This window comes from Kovacikia sp. CALU 1929 (genome assembly GCF_056784235.1).
The window spans coordinates 399,692-415,552 of sequence record NZ_JBXBCF010000065.1; the positions used below are offsets into that span (position 1 = coordinate 399,692).

13 protein-coding genes and 1 pseudogene are annotated in these 15,861 nt (G+C 46.4%); 7 read left to right on the top strand and 7 right to left on the bottom strand.

What is annotated here, in order from left to right; translation table 11 throughout:
- Positions 1–268: 268 nt before the first annotated feature.
- Positions 269–2,200, bottom strand: a complete 1,932-nt coding sequence (locus AC1S52_RS13535; RefSeq protein ID WP_482029541.1) for a lipoxygenase family protein — start codon at positions 2,198–2,200, stop codon at positions 269–271.
- A gap of 113 nt (positions 2,201–2,313) precedes the next feature.
- Positions 2,314–3,051, bottom strand: coding sequence for a photosystem II biogenesis protein Psp29 (gene psb29 / locus AC1S52_RS13540; RefSeq protein WP_482029542.1), 738 nt, complete (start codon positions 3,049–3,051; stop codon positions 2,314–2,316).
- Between the two features lie 153 nt (positions 3,052–3,204).
- Between psb29 and AC1S52_RS13545 the strand changes: the two genes are divergently transcribed.
- Positions 3,205–3,813 (top strand): CpcT/CpeT family chromophore lyase, encoded by a 609-nt coding sequence (locus AC1S52_RS13545; protein WP_482029543.1) that lies wholly within the window; start codon positions 3,205–3,207, stop codon positions 3,811–3,813.
- 399 nt (positions 3,814–4,212) lie between these two features.
- Here the strand turns inward: AC1S52_RS13545 and AC1S52_RS13550 are convergent, their stop codons facing one another.
- Both AC1S52_RS13550 and hemF read right to left on the bottom strand, forming a co-directional pair.
- Positions 4,213–4,593, bottom strand: coding sequence for an STAS domain-containing protein (locus tag AC1S52_RS13550; protein ID WP_482029544.1), 381 nt, complete (start codon positions 4,591–4,593; stop codon positions 4,213–4,215).
- A 265-nt stretch (positions 4,594–4,858) separates the two neighbouring features.
- On the bottom strand, positions 4,859–5,902 hold the full coding sequence (gene hemF / locus AC1S52_RS13555) for an oxygen-dependent coproporphyrinogen oxidase (RefSeq protein ID WP_482029545.1): 1,044 nt from the start codon (positions 5,900–5,902) through the stop codon (positions 4,859–4,861).
- Between the two features lie 213 nt (positions 5,903–6,115).
- On the opposite strand from hemF, the gene AC1S52_RS13560 reads away from it, so the two are divergent.
- Entirely contained in the window at positions 6,116–6,373 is a 258-nt protein-coding gene (locus AC1S52_RS13560) for a hypothetical protein (protein ID WP_482029546.1), read from the top strand.
- 58 nt (positions 6,374–6,431) lie between these two features.
- Here AC1S52_RS13560 and AC1S52_RS13565 read toward each other — a convergent pair whose 3' ends face one another.
- Complete coding sequence (locus AC1S52_RS13565; protein WP_482029547.1) at positions 6,432–7,799, bottom strand: AAA-like domain-containing protein; 1,368 nt, start codon at positions 7,797–7,799, stop codon at positions 6,432–6,434.
- 803 nt (positions 7,800–8,602) lie between these two features.
- On the opposite strand from AC1S52_RS13565, the gene AC1S52_RS13570 reads away from it, so the two are divergent.
- The gene (locus tag AC1S52_RS13570) at positions 8,603–9,352 is read left to right on the top strand and encodes a 7-cyano-7-deazaguanine synthase (protein WP_482029548.1); all 750 of its coding nucleotides are present in this window, start codon (positions 8,603–8,605) and stop codon (positions 9,350–9,352) included.
- Positions 9,353–9,673: 321 nt separating this feature from the next.
- Here AC1S52_RS13570 and AC1S52_RS13575 read toward each other — a convergent pair whose 3' ends face one another.
- Positions 9,674–10,036 (bottom strand): PadR family transcriptional regulator, encoded by a 363-nt coding sequence (locus AC1S52_RS13575; RefSeq protein WP_482029549.1) that lies wholly within the window; start codon positions 10,034–10,036, stop codon positions 9,674–9,676.
- A 392-nt stretch (positions 10,037–10,428) separates the two neighbouring features.
- On the opposite strand from AC1S52_RS13575, the pseudogene AC1S52_RS13580 reads away from it, so the two are divergent.
- The 4 genes and pseudogenes from AC1S52_RS13580 to AC1S52_RS13595 form a co-directional block, all read left to right on the top strand.
- A pseudogene (locus AC1S52_RS13580) lies at positions 10,429–10,677 on the top strand (IS1/IS1595 family N-terminal zinc-binding domain-containing protein); the annotation flags it as partial.
- 581 nt (positions 10,678–11,258) lie between these two features.
- The gene (locus tag AC1S52_RS13585; RefSeq protein WP_482029550.1) at positions 11,259–12,125 is read left to right on the top strand and encodes a hypothetical protein; all 867 of its coding nucleotides are present in this window, start codon (positions 11,259–11,261) and stop codon (positions 12,123–12,125) included.
- A gap of 243 nt (positions 12,126–12,368) precedes the next feature.
- Positions 12,369–13,250: an NAD-dependent epimerase/dehydratase family protein gene (locus AC1S52_RS13590; RefSeq protein WP_482029551.1), complete on the top strand. Its 882-nt coding sequence runs from the start codon at positions 12,369–12,371 to the stop codon at positions 13,248–13,250.
- Positions 13,251–13,445: 195 nt separating this feature from the next.
- A complete protein-coding gene (locus AC1S52_RS13595; protein ID WP_482029552.1) occupies positions 13,446–14,345 on the top strand; it encodes a hypothetical protein in 900 nt (299 codons plus the stop codon).
- 145 nt (positions 14,346–14,490) lie between these two features.
- Here AC1S52_RS13595 and AC1S52_RS13600 read toward each other — a convergent pair whose 3' ends face one another.
- Complete coding sequence (locus AC1S52_RS13600) at positions 14,491–15,798, bottom strand: M16 family metallopeptidase (RefSeq protein ID WP_482029553.1); 1,308 nt, start codon at positions 15,796–15,798, stop codon at positions 14,491–14,493.
- Between the last annotated feature and the right edge of the window lie 63 nt (positions 15,799–15,861).

Here is a 15,861-nt window from a genome sequence, read left to right on the forward strand (position 1 = left end):
AACGTTGCAGGACTGGAGCCACCCTAATTTCGCCGTTGTCAGCTCATAAAATGCGCCAACCAAACCAAAAGATTAATATTTATTCCTCCAATATTTATAAAGCCAATGTGAAGAATTTAGCGATGCTTATGAAGTGATTGTGAAGCTGGTAGTAGTCCATTGGTTACGCGGGTAATCGATAATCGGTAATGGTCAATAGCTGTTTTAGTCCATTACCGATTACTTATGACCAGTCCTTCCAACCCTTTTACCTGATACCTGAACTCATTTAGATATTGATACTATTTGGAATCCTTGAAGGCAGCAGGTAAGGGTAATCAACCCCATGATCTGCCAAACGTTGCTGGTTGCGGGTTTTGATTTTGGCTTCCACTTCTGATAGCTCAAACTGGAACTGTTCCAGCACCTGGCGATCGCTCCTATCCGGGAATTTGATCAGGTCAGAGCTGCCCAACCTTCCCCACACAATGCCGCTTAGCGCAAACGCCAGTCTCATCTGTCCAAGCTCCTGGGTGGGAGAAGGTAGTAAGTCTTCCAGGGTTGCAGGCGTATCGGGGCGACCATAAAGGGCAAAGGGGGCATTGGGCATGTAGCCCACGTAGTCAAATTGGCTGAAATTGACCGCTGCGTGCTGGGGACCACAGGTAAAGATTACTTGAGTCACAATCTCAATCAGTTGTTGCAGGCTAGTGATTTTCCCCAACATTTGACCAACCTCCATTGAAGGGAAGTCTGGTACACGAGCGTGGGATGGTAGCTGTTCTAAATCCAACCCCAATTCGATAGACCACTCTTTGGGAAGCCAGACAGGTGCCTGGGGAAATTCGCTACGAGGACGGGTATGCAAAGGGGCACCCAATTCTTCTGCCCAGGCTTGCAGGTAAGTGTCTTGTTCCACTGCCTGGTCATCTGGGTAATAACGGTGCAGGAATCGGGTGACATACCAGGCGATCGCCTCCCATAGCAGTAACGCATCATCCCGATAGGGAAACTCTGGCAAAAACTCTGGCTCAATTCCCTGATGCTGAATGTAATTAGGCAACGAATGGAACTGAAATGGTTTTTGGTACGCTCGATTGATCAAGGCGAGGGATGCAGCACGGGTAGGTGCCATGAGCGTATCAATGGCGGCTCCCTCTCCTAGCAGCATGGCATTACCACGAGTGTTGATTGCCAGCAGAAACTGAAAGTGGGGACGTAAAAGCTGATAAATCGGATGATTGGAAGGCAATTGGCGCGGCGTGGCGATCGCAAATGCCTCCATCCTCAAATGGGTGTAGCAGAGGTGAGAAATTAACTCGTGGTGGGTAACATCTGCCGTTTGCACGCAGAGCTTAGCGCGCATCCAGGCATCGGCTTCTGGGCTATCGGGAGTAACCACCCGTCCTTTTTCTACCTGAATTAGCACTGGGGTCAGCCCTTGCTCAGTTCGGTAAAACAGAGCAACAGGACTCCCAACATACCGACCGCGTTGTAAATCTGCGGGAGTTAACGATGCCAATAGAGGATAGTCGGCAACAAAGAGGCGCTTGGACTCTGCCGCCTGCACCAGGTCAATTGTGCTGCCATCACCCAGTTGGTAAGACTGCTCTGCCCAGGACTGGAGTGCGTGATGGTCTTTATCTGGAAAGCTAACTTGCCAGCGGCGCAGCACAATTGGATTTTGTCCCGCAATACGCTGACGAGCAAATTCACGATCGCTCAAGCCGCCATCTCGCTCATGGATCTGGCTTAGTACTGGGCGAGACCGTCCATTTGCCTCTAGTTCCTGGTAAAAACGCGATCGCATCAAAAAGCTATCGGTCTTGGCTGCCTCCGCTGCCTTAAGTGCCGATTGTAAAATCCCCCCCATTTCACGCCGTAATTGCATGAAATTACTATCAAACTGCTCATCTGGCGGTAATGTGAGATTAAACCAGTTTGAGTGAAAGACCGGGAAATCTGCCAGTATCGTTAAAAGCGTCGTCCATCCCTCTTCTAGTGTCCCGCTAGCCTTTTCAAACTGTTCCAACAGCAGACTCAACGGTTGAGAAAGCTGCCCTCGGTCTAGCAAATTCTGGCGGAGTTTGGTCAAAACATAGCGGATAACACCATCCTCTCCGGCATAGGGAAAAATTCGTGCAGGTCCTTTCTGGTCCAGATGCGTGGGGTCGTAGCGGTACTGCCCCTGCTGTTCAGTCGGAGTCACATGCAAGCCCATAATCTGCTCCAAAGCAATGTTTGGCTATGAGGAATCATAACCTGCCTGTCTCGACTACGGCACCTTTTGGAAGGAAGCAACCCTTGTCATAAACTAAACAGCATCCGGTTTGTCTAAGATCCTGATGGGGCTTCCCCTTTAGGCTCGGAAGAGTCAGATGGAGTGGTCGAAGCGGCTGCATTCGCTTTCTCACGATCCTCCCGCTTTTTGCGATCGGCTTTCAGCACATCTTCCATCACAAGCCGTGCCTGAGCCATCTTCTCCAGATTGCTGCGGTAAAGTTCCAAATCTTTCTGAATCTTTTCTTCAGGTAGATTAAGGGCCGTAGAAATTTGTTTCAGCGCTTCAGTGCGCCGAGATTCATCTTTTACCAGGTCAGGGTCTGCCAGTTCTAACAATGTGAACAGACCGATCGCAAACAGGCGGCTGTATTTGAACTTAGGGTTGTGGGCGATCGCTCGAATCTGATCTTGCATATCCGTGGCATCAGCCACCGGCAAAGAAAATTCTAACCACTGAATCATTTCCTGGGCAGATAAGCGTTTAGCCAAAGCTTCTAACCGCTCAGCATCGTAGCGATAACGACCAGGATCATCTTGAAGCGCTTTACACAGCCCATCAAAAATTGAAGCAATATCTTGCTCTGGGCGATATCCTTGCATAAAGCGGTTGTAGGAAGTGACCACACCCAGGGCATAGATTGGGCCATAGTTAAAGTCCACATTGACTGCCAGCAAATGCATCTCTACCATCAATTCCTCCACCACTCGACGGTAGATCGAGTTAATGGGGCGGGTGTGAGTGGTGTAGAAGGCTCGTTTAGTATCAGAAACCGTGCGGACGTTGTTCACAGTAAAGAATTAATGGGTGGGCGATACTCCCCATTTTCGCGCTTGACGGCGAGTTTGCCAAGTTTTGTCAGATGGGTCGAGTTATGACTTAATGAAGAATAAACCCACGACTTAAAATAATCTCTCTCCAGCTTATTGCTCCCTTCCTAAGCGATGTCTTCATTTGCCACCCTACTTACCCTGGCTCATTATCTAGCGGGTGAGTTTGACAATCGAGAACAGGCGATCGCTGATCCAGTCTGGTATGTTCACCTGCGGCTCTGGCAGCGTCCAGTCTCTTTATTTACAGAAGGCAGCCTCACCCTATTTGCCGAACAGGCAAATATACTCCAGCCAGAACAACCTTATCGTCAGCGACTCCTCCAGTTGAAGCAAACCGATACAAGCCAGGATGCTCTTCAGGTGCAGTACTATGCCTTTAAAGACCCGAACGCCTTCAAGGGAGCCGGGGTTAACCCAGAAATTCTAAAATCCTTAACTCTGGAGCAGATTGAATTGCTACCTGGTTGCGTCTTAAATATTGGGCAACCACAACCTTCGGTATTTGTTGCTTCTCCTCCGCCAGAAACTCCCTGCTATTTCAATTACAACGGCGAAATTCGCCAGGTTTCCCTTGGGTTTGAGGTGAGATCGGGAGAGTTTATGAGCTACGACAAAGGAATCGACATTGAAACAGGCAGAGCTATCTGGGGAGCAACGATGGGACCCTATCGGTTTACCAAACGACGGGATTATCCACTTGAGTTAAAAGTTGAGAGTTAAGAATTACAGCGATTTTCATTTGGTTAAGCTACACAATTCCCTACTCCCCACTCCCCATCTTTGCTGTGGTTTACGCATCTAAAAACTGCTGTAAGGGACTCGCAAATTAATAAAGTCCCAACGTCATTCCCGCGCAGGCGGGAATCCATCGTGGAGCAGATTGTCTAGCGGGTACTTTATTTGGGGGCACATCCCTAAGAGGTAACAGTTCAAGCACACAGATTAGCGAATCTGAGTATGGTGATGTATTCTTACTATTCAAAAACCCCTTCAAAACTCAATATGCCAATAGGAGCGGCAGAGCCGTACACACCTTTTGCAACGATTTTTAGAAGAGTCAACCACAACCAAGTGTGGATGAATGGATGAGGCTTGTGCAAGGAGAAATAGTTGTAACTCTTAACTTGCGATACCACGGGGTACACCTTCGAGAGCTTCTTCCTCGGTCTCAAAAATTTCAAAGACTGAATCCATCATGGTAACTTCAAACACGAGTTTGGCTTCGGGGTGAACATTACAAATCCGAAAACTGCCCCTTACCTTATCGGCATCTCGCATGCCTGCCACTAGAGAGGTCAAACCAGAACTGTCGATGAAGTTGACCTGCCCTAAGTTGACAACAACATGGTGACTCAGCTTGGAGATGCATTCTTGGAGTTTGAGGCGAAACTGCCATGCGGTAGTAATATCCAAACGTCCAGTGGGAGTCAGCACAATCACCGTCTTCCCGTCCTGGGTCGTATGGGTTCGTTGCTCCATGTGAATTGATTTCTGCTCCATAGGGATCGCCTTACCCTCTCCTAAAAACTGTGGATGCTTGGGTGATTCTAAACATAGATCTGCATCACGCCTCAACTATGTGAAACAAATTGGGCAACTCTTCACAAAGCAACCCTGGGTTCAGAACCGAGTTCTGAAAGTTTTCAGACGTGACTAAATAGGCTGCGACTAAGGGAAAGCCGAACCTTCACCCAATCTAGTTTTGACAAAATTTGAAAAATTCAAACACTGTTTCAAAAAAACATCCATCTCTCAGTAGTCTACCTTAGACTTCGGAACCTGGCAGAATCCAGTTCACCCAATCTTGAGGTTTCAGGAAAGTTTCATAGAGTTCTGCTTCGCGAGTATGGGGTTCTGGCTGATAGCCATATTCCCAGCGCACCATTGGCGGTAGGGACATAAGAATGGACTCAGTACGTCCATTGGTTTGTAAGCCAAAGATAGTACCCCGGTCATAAACCAGGTTGAACTCAACGTAGCGTCCCCGACGATAAAGCTGAAAATTACGTTCCAGATCGCCATACTCCAGCGATCGCCGCCGTTCAATAATAGGCAGGTAAGCGGGTAAAAAGGCGTTACCACAGTCCTGCACAAAAGCGAACAATTGTTCCCAGGTACGGGTACCGACTTCTCCAATCTGCTCGCTATGCTTGGCGGCTGAACCTTTGGGATCAGGACCGTGATATAGTAAGCCACGGCTATCTTGATAGTCAAAGAAAATACCACCCACACCGCGAGTTTCCTGCCGATGTTTTAAATAAAAATATTCGTCGCACCAGCGCTTAAACGTGGGGTAATACTCAGCGTGATGGGAGTCGCAAGCTTGTTTTAGCGTCCGGTGGAAGTGAACCACATCCTCTGCAAAGGGATAGTAGGGAGTCAGATCAATGCCGCCACCAAACCACCAAACGGGACCCGCTTCAAAATAGCGGTAGTTGAGGTGAATGGTGGGTATATAGGGGTTGCGTGGATGCAGCACCATTGAAGTGCCCGTCGCATAAAAACCATGCCCTGCGGCTTCTGGGCGTTGTACCAGGATCGAAGAGGGCAAATTTTCGCCCCACACTTCTGAAAAGTTAACGCCACCCTGTTCAAAGACACCGCCTTCGCGGATCACCCGCGATCGCCCACCCCCCCCTTCCGGTCGTTCCCAGGAGTCTTCACGAAATTCAGCCTGCCCATCTGCCTGTTGCAACGCCTGACAAATGTTGTCTTGAAAGTCCTTAAGAAACTGGCTGGTACGCTGGCGCGAGTCGGCAGGGGGAAGAGTATTGGATGCGATCGCTTCAGAGGTAGAAAACGCTGTCATAGTCTCTATCAAAAATTTTTTGTGGGAACGCCATTTGGTCAACCGTGCGCCGTCAAGTCCTGGAGTTCAAGCGATATCCGGCATCTAGTCTAATAGTATTTGGTTCAGGTTGACTGACCTTAGCGCTTCCTTAGCCTATCGTGAATTGGGAACGGAACAAACTATTAGAGGGCTTTCGTTAACTTTTGTTCAAAAGACCGTGATGCAAAAGACATGACATCTGACGATGGGCTGCGCCATGATGGCGACTCGCTCCTGGCAACGCCCAATAATACCTTATTACTGCCAGATTGCTTAGGACGTTGGGGGTGTAGAGGGGTTGTGGGGGCGATGCCCCCAGCCAGGGGTTCCACCCCTGCACCCCGTCCTAAATCAGGTGGCTATGGCTATAAACGCTCTGGTTTAGCCATTGAGCTTATACCCATTCTTTTTGAAGCTGCGCAGAAGAAAGCATGGTGGGCAGAGGCTTAAGCCCCTTGTTAAGGGCAAACTCATATTGAACTGGTATTAGTCATTTAGCTGAGCCAGGTTAAGGTTGCTGTAAGTGAGTACGGAAGTATTGGGCGTATAACTGGCAACTGGGTTTCACCTGTTTGCCGCGCAACTCTACAAGCCCCATGCCTTGTAGCTTAACAGCCTGTACCAGGTCAAGCTTAATCGGGTTGTCTGTCGTCAAAATTTGGTCCAGTGCCTTCTCCAACATCGGATCTTGCTGTAAAGTCCAGAGTTGTCGTTGGAGATGATTAGTGTAAATCCCGTCATCTGCTAGAGAGGATATGATCATCTGTTCTAAAGCGATATCATGCTGCCAGATGTGATACAGGGCTAGCTGCACTAAGTAAGGCTGACCACCCACTAAGTCAAGGAGTTGCTGAATAGGTTCATCTGACCAATCGAACCCATACTTGCTGGCAAGCTCCTGGACCTGTTCAACGGTAAATGGCGGTAAATCGACTGGGAGTCCTACATTAAATGGAGATTTATGAGTGCTTAACGGGATGTAAACCTCTGTAGAATGGGTGACTATCAAGCGGAGTTTCTTCCAAATCTCCTGGTTCTTTGCCTCTTCATGCCAGGTTCGCAACAGCCCAAAAAAATCATCAGCCAGGTCTGGATACTGGAATAACTGATCAACATCATCTAATGCCAGCACAATTGGCATCGGCATTTCAACCAGTAAGTATTGCTCGAAATAAATTTTGCAGCTCACTTTGCTCCCAAAAAGGGGATCCCAGTAGTCTCCCAAACGGTTGGGCAACTGGAGACCCAATCCCACGCTGGCACAAAACCACTGCAAAAACCGATCTAAGTTTTGAAATACTGCTTTTTCAGCTAACTGAAAGTTTAAGGAGACAGTACGGTAACCCAAATTTGCTGCTTGATGAAGAGTTCTTACCACCAGCGAAGTTTTTCCACTACGTCGGGGTGCTTTAACTCGAATCAAGGCTCCCGGTTGGGCGATCGCCTTATAGCAAATGGCTTCTATGGAGATATAGAGCGCATCTCCAAGGGGAACCCGCTCTATATAAAAGCTAGAATCCAGGGGCACTTGCCCACCCGGCAGATCGGGTTCTAAGTCAGGAGGGAGGGTTACCTCATCCAGATCTTGTGTAGATTCGGTTGGAAGCTCTGGTACACCATAATCATCCAGTTCCAGGACCAAGCCAAAGGTGCTAAAGCAGCTTTTTAGGGTTTGACGATCCACTCTGGTTTCACGACCGAATACCTTCATCAGCGTATCTACAGACAATCCGGTGCGATCGCTGAGCGCCTCAAGCGTATAACGATTACCCAGGTTTTGCTCACCTTCTACTCTAGACTTTGCTTCCTGAAGTTTATGCAACCCTTTTGGTGTCAGTACCACACCCCGCCGTCGTTTTTGTGCTGGTTGATTCATCTCCCCTAACAACAGAATGGGCACACACTTAAATATCCCCAGAATGGGATCTTGAAGATAAGAGATCTCTTTCCGAAGATAAGCCGTCTCCTTCCAAAGATAAGAGCTTTTCCAATTTTAAGCGAGTTGATTCCTGTACGCATATTTCGGCACATAAGAACCGGACTCTTTACTGAGAGAGGTTTTGCAAATTTGTACTTAGATCCCTTTAAGTTCTTCCTTAGAAGCCTTAACTGCGATTGTTAAGGGAAAAATCGAATGTCAAACTAGATACATCCCCTGATTTAATCCGCCCCCATTCCATCAATTACGACTGTCTTCTAACTTTCCGTATTTGAGCAATTTCCTGTTGATTCTGATCTGTACCGTTAATCTGGTTTTCTAAAACGTTGTAATTGATACGAAAGTCTCCCATCTGTTTATGCTGCTACACTGCACCTGCCATTCAACTTTCAGTGGGCACCAGGGAAGTTGACAAATGATTTGTTTATCTTGACTATCTTTCTGAATTCAATCAAGCGGTAGAGAATCTAAAGTCAATGTTTACAGTCTATTTTCTTGAAGATGCAATTGAACTACGTATAGGGCGGGATGAGGGCTTGCAAGGGCAAATTTATTGCAGTTCTCTACTCTACGAAAGTGCCCTAAAAATTGCTCAGATTCTGGCAAATCAGCATAGGTTACCTCTTAAAATCTATACTTCAGAGCCACCCTTGCCGTCACTGGCGCAGAATTAACACTATGATTGCAACGGGCAAATAAGAAGCTCAGTCATGCTTGCGGTTTTTCCTGAGAAATCGATTATGTCTATACCGAATGCTTTATGTATTCTAGATGGAGGATATCTTTCTGCTGCTTGCGCTGCGGTAACGGCGCAACAGTTTGCTCAGGTTCATGCCGTGACTTGTAACGTTGGGCGGCGGAGCCAGATTGAGCTGGAAAGCGCGATCGCTATAGCAGATATGCTTAAATTAGCAAGTCACGAAGTGATTGATCTCAGCCCTATTTTTTCCAAACCCGTTCCGCTGACATTGGGGCAGTTGCACAATCAAGATCGTTTAGTGCTGGGATCTACAGACGGGGGCGACTCTACGATCTCCTCAGCCAGCAGCCTTTTGATCTTGACCATGGCGACTAATAACGCCGCCGAAAAAGGGATTAACAATATTATTGTCAGCGGTTGTAGAGAAGATTTTGCCCATAATGGTGCTCATCTCCAGACCATTCTTGAGTCAATGAGTCAACTATTGGGTGAAGGACTCTGGCGTGATTCAAAAGCCGTGACTATTCACACACCCCTTAAGGAATTCTCCAAGGCAGAGTGTATCCATCTCGCGAATGAAGTGTTGGGTGAGCGATTCCAGGAATTTTTTGAATTAACCCATGATTGTAGCTTTGGCGTTGAGGGGGGGTGTGGACAATGCCCTAGCTGTTGGAGCCGCGATCGCGCTTTTCAGGAAGCTGACCTAGAGGATCCAATTTGGAAATTTAGACACCCCGAATTTGGTAACTCCATTTCCCAGGGGTACCAATCTCTCCCAGGAATTCGGTAACTTCCTGATTGCTCTAAGTCTGATTGCTCTAAGTCTGCCAAGCAGTTTTAAGGGGTTTGTAACCCCTTAAAACCCCGCAAATTGGTTTTTCTAGGGATTAGATTACCAGGCAAATGCCCTTTGGTAAACCACTAGGAGACTGCGGCGTAAGTTTGGTACTCCTTGTTCAGCCAGCAGAGCAAAATTCGGATCATGAGAACATTTCCAGATTGATCATTCTGGAAACCTACAAACCTCACCAACTTAGAAACCCGTGGTTTTCCCTGGGAAAATCTCCAGTTCTCAATTTGGATGAGGTTTAAAATTGCCCTTTAAAAGCCCTTATTCAGCAAAAGCTGAATTTTTGCGTTCAGCCATATACCGATCCCAAAGTTGAGCCAGATCTTCGACCTGACTTTGGGCATCGGGGAGAATCTGAAACATGCGTCGAGGTCTTCCGCGCCCTTCTAACTTTTTCCAGTAACTTGAAACCAACTCTTTATCCAGCAGAAAAGTCAGCGCATTGTAAAGGACGGTATCTGAAAGACGATAGGTTGGGTATTGACTCTCAAGTAACTGAATTAACTCCGTTCCATAGGAGTCACCCTTCAATAGAACGGAGAGTACATAGCAAATGGTTAACTCTTCATTGAGATAGGTAGGGGGCGGGCTTTGGAAGAAGCGATAAATATTGTCAAGCTGCATATCAAGGTTTACTCATCAACGCCTACCTGTTTGAACCTTTGTTATAGCAGTTCTCAACCAGAGATGACACACCTTTAAGAAATAAAAACCAGCGAGAGGTTTTGTTTGCTAACCAACGACCCGATCAGATTCAGGTTTCCCCAGCTAAGGACGGCTATGTTTGGCTCAAATAATTGTAGATAGCATATGCCAAAAACTGTACATTCACGTCAACTAGTTTTTTACCCCCGTAACAAAGATACGTATTTATGCTCAATGTCTTATTTTGTAATAATTTTTTGCAAAAAAAGCAATGGGTAACTGTAGCAAGTCTCATTTGTGTGCGGTTCAACGGCGGAGATGGCAAGAATTTCGGCATTGCATAATAGAGCTATGAAATCAGGGACGAAACGATGCAGTGTTCAGAATGTGGCTCGACTGATATCAGTAAAAACGGGGAACAGAAAGGTAAACAAAATCACATCTGCAAGAAGTGCAGACGGTAGTTCTTTGATACCTATTCTCCGCCTGCTGGATACTCGGATGAGTTTAAGCGGGAGTGCCTCAGAATGTACGTCAATGGCTTAGGATTTCGAGCGATTGAACGGGTCAAAGGGGTGCATCATACGACCGTGATTACCTGGCTCAAGCCAGTGGGGGAATGACTTCCCGATGCTTATGAGCCTGAGACAGTTCCTGAAGTCGGTGAACTCGATGTAGCTTGCTTTCCGCCAGGTAACCCAACATTTACAGGGTTGCAACTATTAGCGACTGCATCAATAAGAATGTAATCATACAGTTGAATCACACCCTTTCGCCTGGTCTGGTTATGTTGGGTTTTCTGCTGTCAACCCAACTTACGGCGAGGGGCGATCGCACTAAATATTACCTACAAGTACTCCGTACAAAACATGAAGATTTGCTGAAGCCTGTCGGATAAAATGCTCTGACGCAGCTAATAGTACGACTCAAAGGCTAGATAAAAGGCGGTTCAGGCGTATTATCCAGTACCAAGTACCAAAGCTGTCTAATCCCCCGATTTGGGTAAATAGTCTGCACGGGTGCCGGATAATATACCAATCCGGGTGGTTATACAACATTTTTGCAGGCTATCTATTTGCAGGCTATCTAGCTATTGGGAAATAGATAGCTGACTTGGACGTTGGATAAATATTCCTCTGGAGAGTGTTAGTCTGCCTGAAGGGGAGAATGCCGCTCAAATAATAGTTAGGCACTAGGAAAAGTGGACATCGTTAACAACCTTACAATTGAGCCTGATCATATTGGTCTCTACCCAAGAAAGGGCAATGCCGAAAAAGATGGCAATGTTCCTCTTCTTTATATTCTTACCATTCCGGAGGGGGATGGCACATTTAGTATCCCGACCGACCATCCACTGACTGCACCAATAAAAAAGCAACTAAATGATGGTTCACCTGGGGGGAATTGGCGCTACCTCGCAGCAAAAAAGGGTGACTCACATTTCATATTTGGTGCTTTAACTATCTCAGCAGGCAAAAGGCTTCTATTTTTTCCGAGCAATTATAATGTTCACATTTCAGTTGAAAACGAAACAAAAAACCTAGATCACATTAGCCTAGAGTCAAAATCTAAACTACGTAGTCACTATACATTTAGAGATGGCAGTCACTTATCAAACGGGCCAGTCAAGGAAATAAGTAATAATTTTTTCCTCTGGTTTAGCATTTTTATAGGTAACCTTAACCAATATGTTCCGTTGCCAAATAAGATCCAGGTGTCTATTGACTGTCCATCTTCCGATATCTCAAGGTTCTCAAAGGAAGGCGTGTTGGCCAACTACAATACCAAATCAATAGTTGAAGTACCTTCAATAGTTGGTGGTAATCCCTTGCATCAAATCGATTTTATATTGGCTACATCTGACGGAGATATCAGTAATATTCCAAATGTAATTTTTGAGGACATACATTCTTTGGATCAACCGACACCTACTCAAAGCGGAGTAGCGAAAATTGATGTCCTTGAAGAATATTCGTTGTACATCAGAATTACAGAAAGAAAAGGGCAACTAGCAGGAGACACGCTAATAATGAGCACGGATTTAGAGTGCGATCGCTCATCGCCGTAGGCTGGGTTGACGCAAGGAAACCCGACATTGCCTTCTGCACTGTATCTTTCAAATTTGCTATGCCGCCTCACTATCCGATTGCACCCGATGGAACAAACATTATCCCCGCTATTGCTGAAAGATTATTTGCTAAGGTGAATCGGGACGTTATACTGCCTTAAATTGTTCGATGGGCATTGTCCGAGTTACTTCTGAACTGCTCATAGCTGATATCTTGATAACCAGAATAATTGAAGTGGAAGCATGAAAATACTGGTTACAGGCAACGCAGGAATGATTGGAATAGCTGTTGAGCAAGTTTTACGCGATTCTGGGCATGAAATTATCGGTTTTGATGTCAAGAATGGACAAGACATTCTAAATCAACAGCAGGTTCGAGATCATATCCAAGGTTGCGATGCCGTTGTACATCTAGCAGCATTGCTTGGGCATTCGGAGGATAGTGCTAATGATATTATGGCTGTCAATCTTCTCGGCACATGGCATATTCTGACAGCGGCACTGGAGGCAAAAACCAAACGTATTGTGTTCTTCAGTAGCGTGGATGCGTTGGGAGTGTTTAAAGGTGAAAGACCACCAGATTACCTTCCACTGGATGATGCTCATCATTGCTATCCAATGACTCCTTACGCCATCTCCAAAAAACTAGGTGAAGAAATGTGTCGATTCTTCACAAACAGCACAGGTATTCCGACAATCTGTCTCAGACCTCCTGGTGTGTTTGACGTAGAGACCTACTACTTTATCATTTCTAACAGACGTGCTGACCCCGAATTTGAGTGGAACCCATTTTGGGAGTATGGTGCATTTCTAGATGTGCGGGATGCAGCAGATGCAGCAAAATGCGCGTTAGATTGTCCCGATCCTGGTCATGTTACGTTGCTACTCTGTGCAGATGATATTTCTTCAGCATCTCGCACAAGTCGGGAAATGGCTCAATCCATTCATCCGAATGTAGCGTGGCGAGGTGGACAGGAGTATGAAGACCAGCCTTATAAAGCTCTTGTTGATACGAAATTGGCTAAAGAAGTGTTGCAATGGAATCCTCGTCACAAATGGCGCTCTGATGATTCACAGACTTTTACTGTAGATGAGGAAAGTGACAGCAATATAACAGGTCGATGAAGCGGACAGGTGCAAAGATTGTGGTGAGGTTACTGATGTTATTGCTGCCACTTATCTTAGTCGTTAGACCACTAAGCAACAGTTGAGATTGTGTTCTGATCCGACTAACAGAAATCCGTAAGCTAAGCATGCCAGAGTATCTTTTGTAGTAATTAGCTAGACTATTTATACCCGAGCAACTAGGTAATGTAGGCAATGTACGATGGTTTAAGGAATTTCTTCGTTGAGTGTGTTCTTGCTGACCATGATGCTTATCGTGAAGCACGAAATATTAAGATTGCCGGATTAAGCATTGATTTGCGTCTAGCAGTTCATGCATGTTCATCAATGTTTCACCTTGCCGATCATGTTTTTGAAGAGTTTAGAGGTACTGGCTCTACTTTCCCTTTTAGCTCTTTAGGGAACTACCAGGCTCATTTGGTTAGTCTATGTCCTGACTTCGCAATCATAAGAGATTGTGCAAACGTTCATAAGCATCGCCGTCTTACGCGGCATACCCCATTACTTAGCTCTGCTGAGTCGCTGGAGGAAGTTGTAATTATGACCGAATATCAGGATGATAAAGGTTTATATTGTATTGCCGAGAAGGAAATTCACGTTAAGCTAGATAATGGTATTGACAGAATCCTGCATGAGTGCTTAGACTCTGTAAGAGCTATGTGGTGGGATGAATTAATCTGCTTAAATGTGATCAGTCCTCCTCGATCAATACCCAAGGAAGCACAAATTTATCCACCCCTGCGCGAGCATGAAGGTGAAACTGCATTACTTGATTTGCGTCTAAGGCAAGGCGAAAGATTTAAACAGTCAATGATCTTTCGGCGTTTTAATTATGAAACGATGACGACAGAGCCTATTGATTTAACAGGTTATCAAGTAAACAGTAGAATTTACAAGCCAAATCATGTAATTGACTTTAGTCTTAAAAACGAAATAACAGGAGAAGTTTTGACGAAGACAATTGAATTGACAGAAGAGGAGAACCAGAAACTGTTTGAGCTTAAATCCGAAGATGAAATTCAATCTTTTCTTGAACAGGTTGCTCATAGTAAAGGCGTATTTGCTGAAATACTAGAAGCAGTGGACTTGCAATAAGTAAGTGCGATCGCCCGCCTCGTAGGTTAGGTTGAGGCAACGAAACCCAACATTGGTTAAACGAGATCACCCTTAGCCGTGCTAGAACAATCGCTGGCATCGAACTAATGATTCACCAAAGGAACTCTGCGTGGTGATCTAATGCTCATGACCCCGGTCGAATCACCACTGCGCCGTATGCATCTGGTGATAGATATTGGCAGGCGGCGGCTCTCAGTTGCTCAGCATCCAGAGCCTGGATTAATTCAGGATAGGTCAGAGCAGCGGACAAATCACCTATCAGTGACTGGTAATAACCATAAATACCGGAGCGATCGCTGGGTGTTTCATTGCCAAAGATAAAATGGTTAGCGACGCGAGTTCGGACGCGGGCAATTTCCCACTCGGTAATCAAGTCTTCCTGAAGAGCACGAATTTGTTGAACAATCGCCGCTTCTACGACTTCCAAATTTTCTTCTGGCAGATGGGTTGAGACATAAAATGCTCCCTGATGTTGGTAGTTCATGTTACTGGCAGAAATGCTGGAGACCAGTCCACGCTGTTCTCGCAAATCCTGGACCAAACGGGAAGTGCGCCCGTGACCCAACACTGATGCCAGCACATCCAGAGCATAGGTTTGGGGCAGATCGTTCAATCCCGGCACCCGCCAGGTCATGACCAACCGTGCCTGCTGTAAGCTGGGATCGGTTAATTCGCGACGAACTATCTGCTGAAACGGAGCCTCTTGTAGAAAAGGGGTCGGGGACAAGGGGTAGGGAGTCACCATTGTCCGTTGTTGATTGCCAGTTGCTTCTGCAAAGCCATCCTCGACAATTTGGATCAACTTTTCGACAGGCAAATTGCCCACCGCAACGGCTGTCATTGACTGGGGCTGATACCAATGGGTGTGAAAGTCTCGCATTTGTTGTGGCACGAGTCCTTCAACGACAGAGGCAGGTCCAAGTACCTGACGACGGTAGGGCAGACGCTCAAACGTGACTTCTGTAGAGTGCTGAAAGGTGCGACGACGGGGGTTGTCCTGCGATCGCCGAATTTCCTCCAATACCACATGGCGCTCTCGCTCAAACCCCTCATCCGGGATGCTGGCATTCATGACCACATCGATTTGGAGGGGTGCCAGATCTGCAAAATGTTGAGGAGCCGTGGTGATGTAGTAGTGGGTATAGTCATGACTGGTTGCTGCATTGGTGACCGCTCCCCGTTCCTCAATCCGCCGCTCAAACTCACCACTCTGAAGTTTTTGCGTTCCCTTAAAGATCATATGTTCCAGAAAATGCGCCATTCCGTTAATGGCATCTGGCTCCACCGCTGACCCAATATTGAGCCAGATATTCAGGTTGACTGCCTCAACGGGAATCTGTTCAGCCACAATGGTCAAACCATTGGACAGACGATGGACAGTCGGTGCGTTGAGTGCCTGAACAGATGGAAGCTTAAGCAGGGTTGAAGTCATGAAATGCCCTTGCAGCGACGGTATCTTTACTTATCTTAAACTGCTAAATCTGCCAATTGCCGA

Bases quoted from the DNA above. Each gene is read 5' to 3' on its own strand.
- AC1S52_RS13600 (WP_482029553.1), bottom strand. From the start codon at position 15,798: ATGACTTCAACCCTGCTTAAGCTTCCATCTGTTCAGGCACTCAACGCA.
- AC1S52_RS13535 (WP_482029541.1), bottom strand. From the start codon at position 2,200: ATGGGCTTGCATGTGACTCCGACTGAACAGCAGGGGCAGTACCGCTAC.
- AC1S52_RS13575 (WP_482029549.1), bottom strand. From the start codon at position 10,036: ATGCAGCTTGACAATATTTATCGCTTCTTCCAAAGCCCGCCCCCTACC.
- AC1S52_RS13545 (WP_482029543.1), top strand. From the start codon at position 3,205: ATGTCTTCATTTGCCACCCTACTTACCCTGGCTCATTATCTAGCGGGT.
- AC1S52_RS13590 (WP_482029551.1), top strand. From the start codon at position 12,369: ATGAAAATACTGGTTACAGGCAACGCAGGAATGATTGGAATAGCTGTT.
- AC1S52_RS13550 (WP_482029544.1), bottom strand. From the start codon at position 4,593: ATGGAGCAGAAATCAATTCACATGGAGCAACGAACCCATACGACCCAG.
- AC1S52_RS13560 (WP_482029546.1), top strand. From the start codon at position 6,116: ATGACATCTGACGATGGGCTGCGCCATGATGGCGACTCGCTCCTGGCA.
- AC1S52_RS13565 (WP_482029547.1), bottom strand. From the start codon at position 7,799: ATGAATCAACCAGCACAAAAACGACGGCGGGGTGTGGTACTGACACCA.
- AC1S52_RS13570 (WP_482029548.1), top strand. From the start codon at position 8,603: ATGTCTATACCGAATGCTTTATGTATTCTAGATGGAGGATATCTTTCT.
- AC1S52_RS13595 (WP_482029552.1), top strand. From the start codon at position 13,446: ATGTACGATGGTTTAAGGAATTTCTTCGTTGAGTGTGTTCTTGCTGAC.
- hemF (WP_482029545.1), bottom strand. From the start codon at position 5,902: ATGACAGCGTTTTCTACCTCTGAAGCGATCGCATCCAATACTCTTCCC.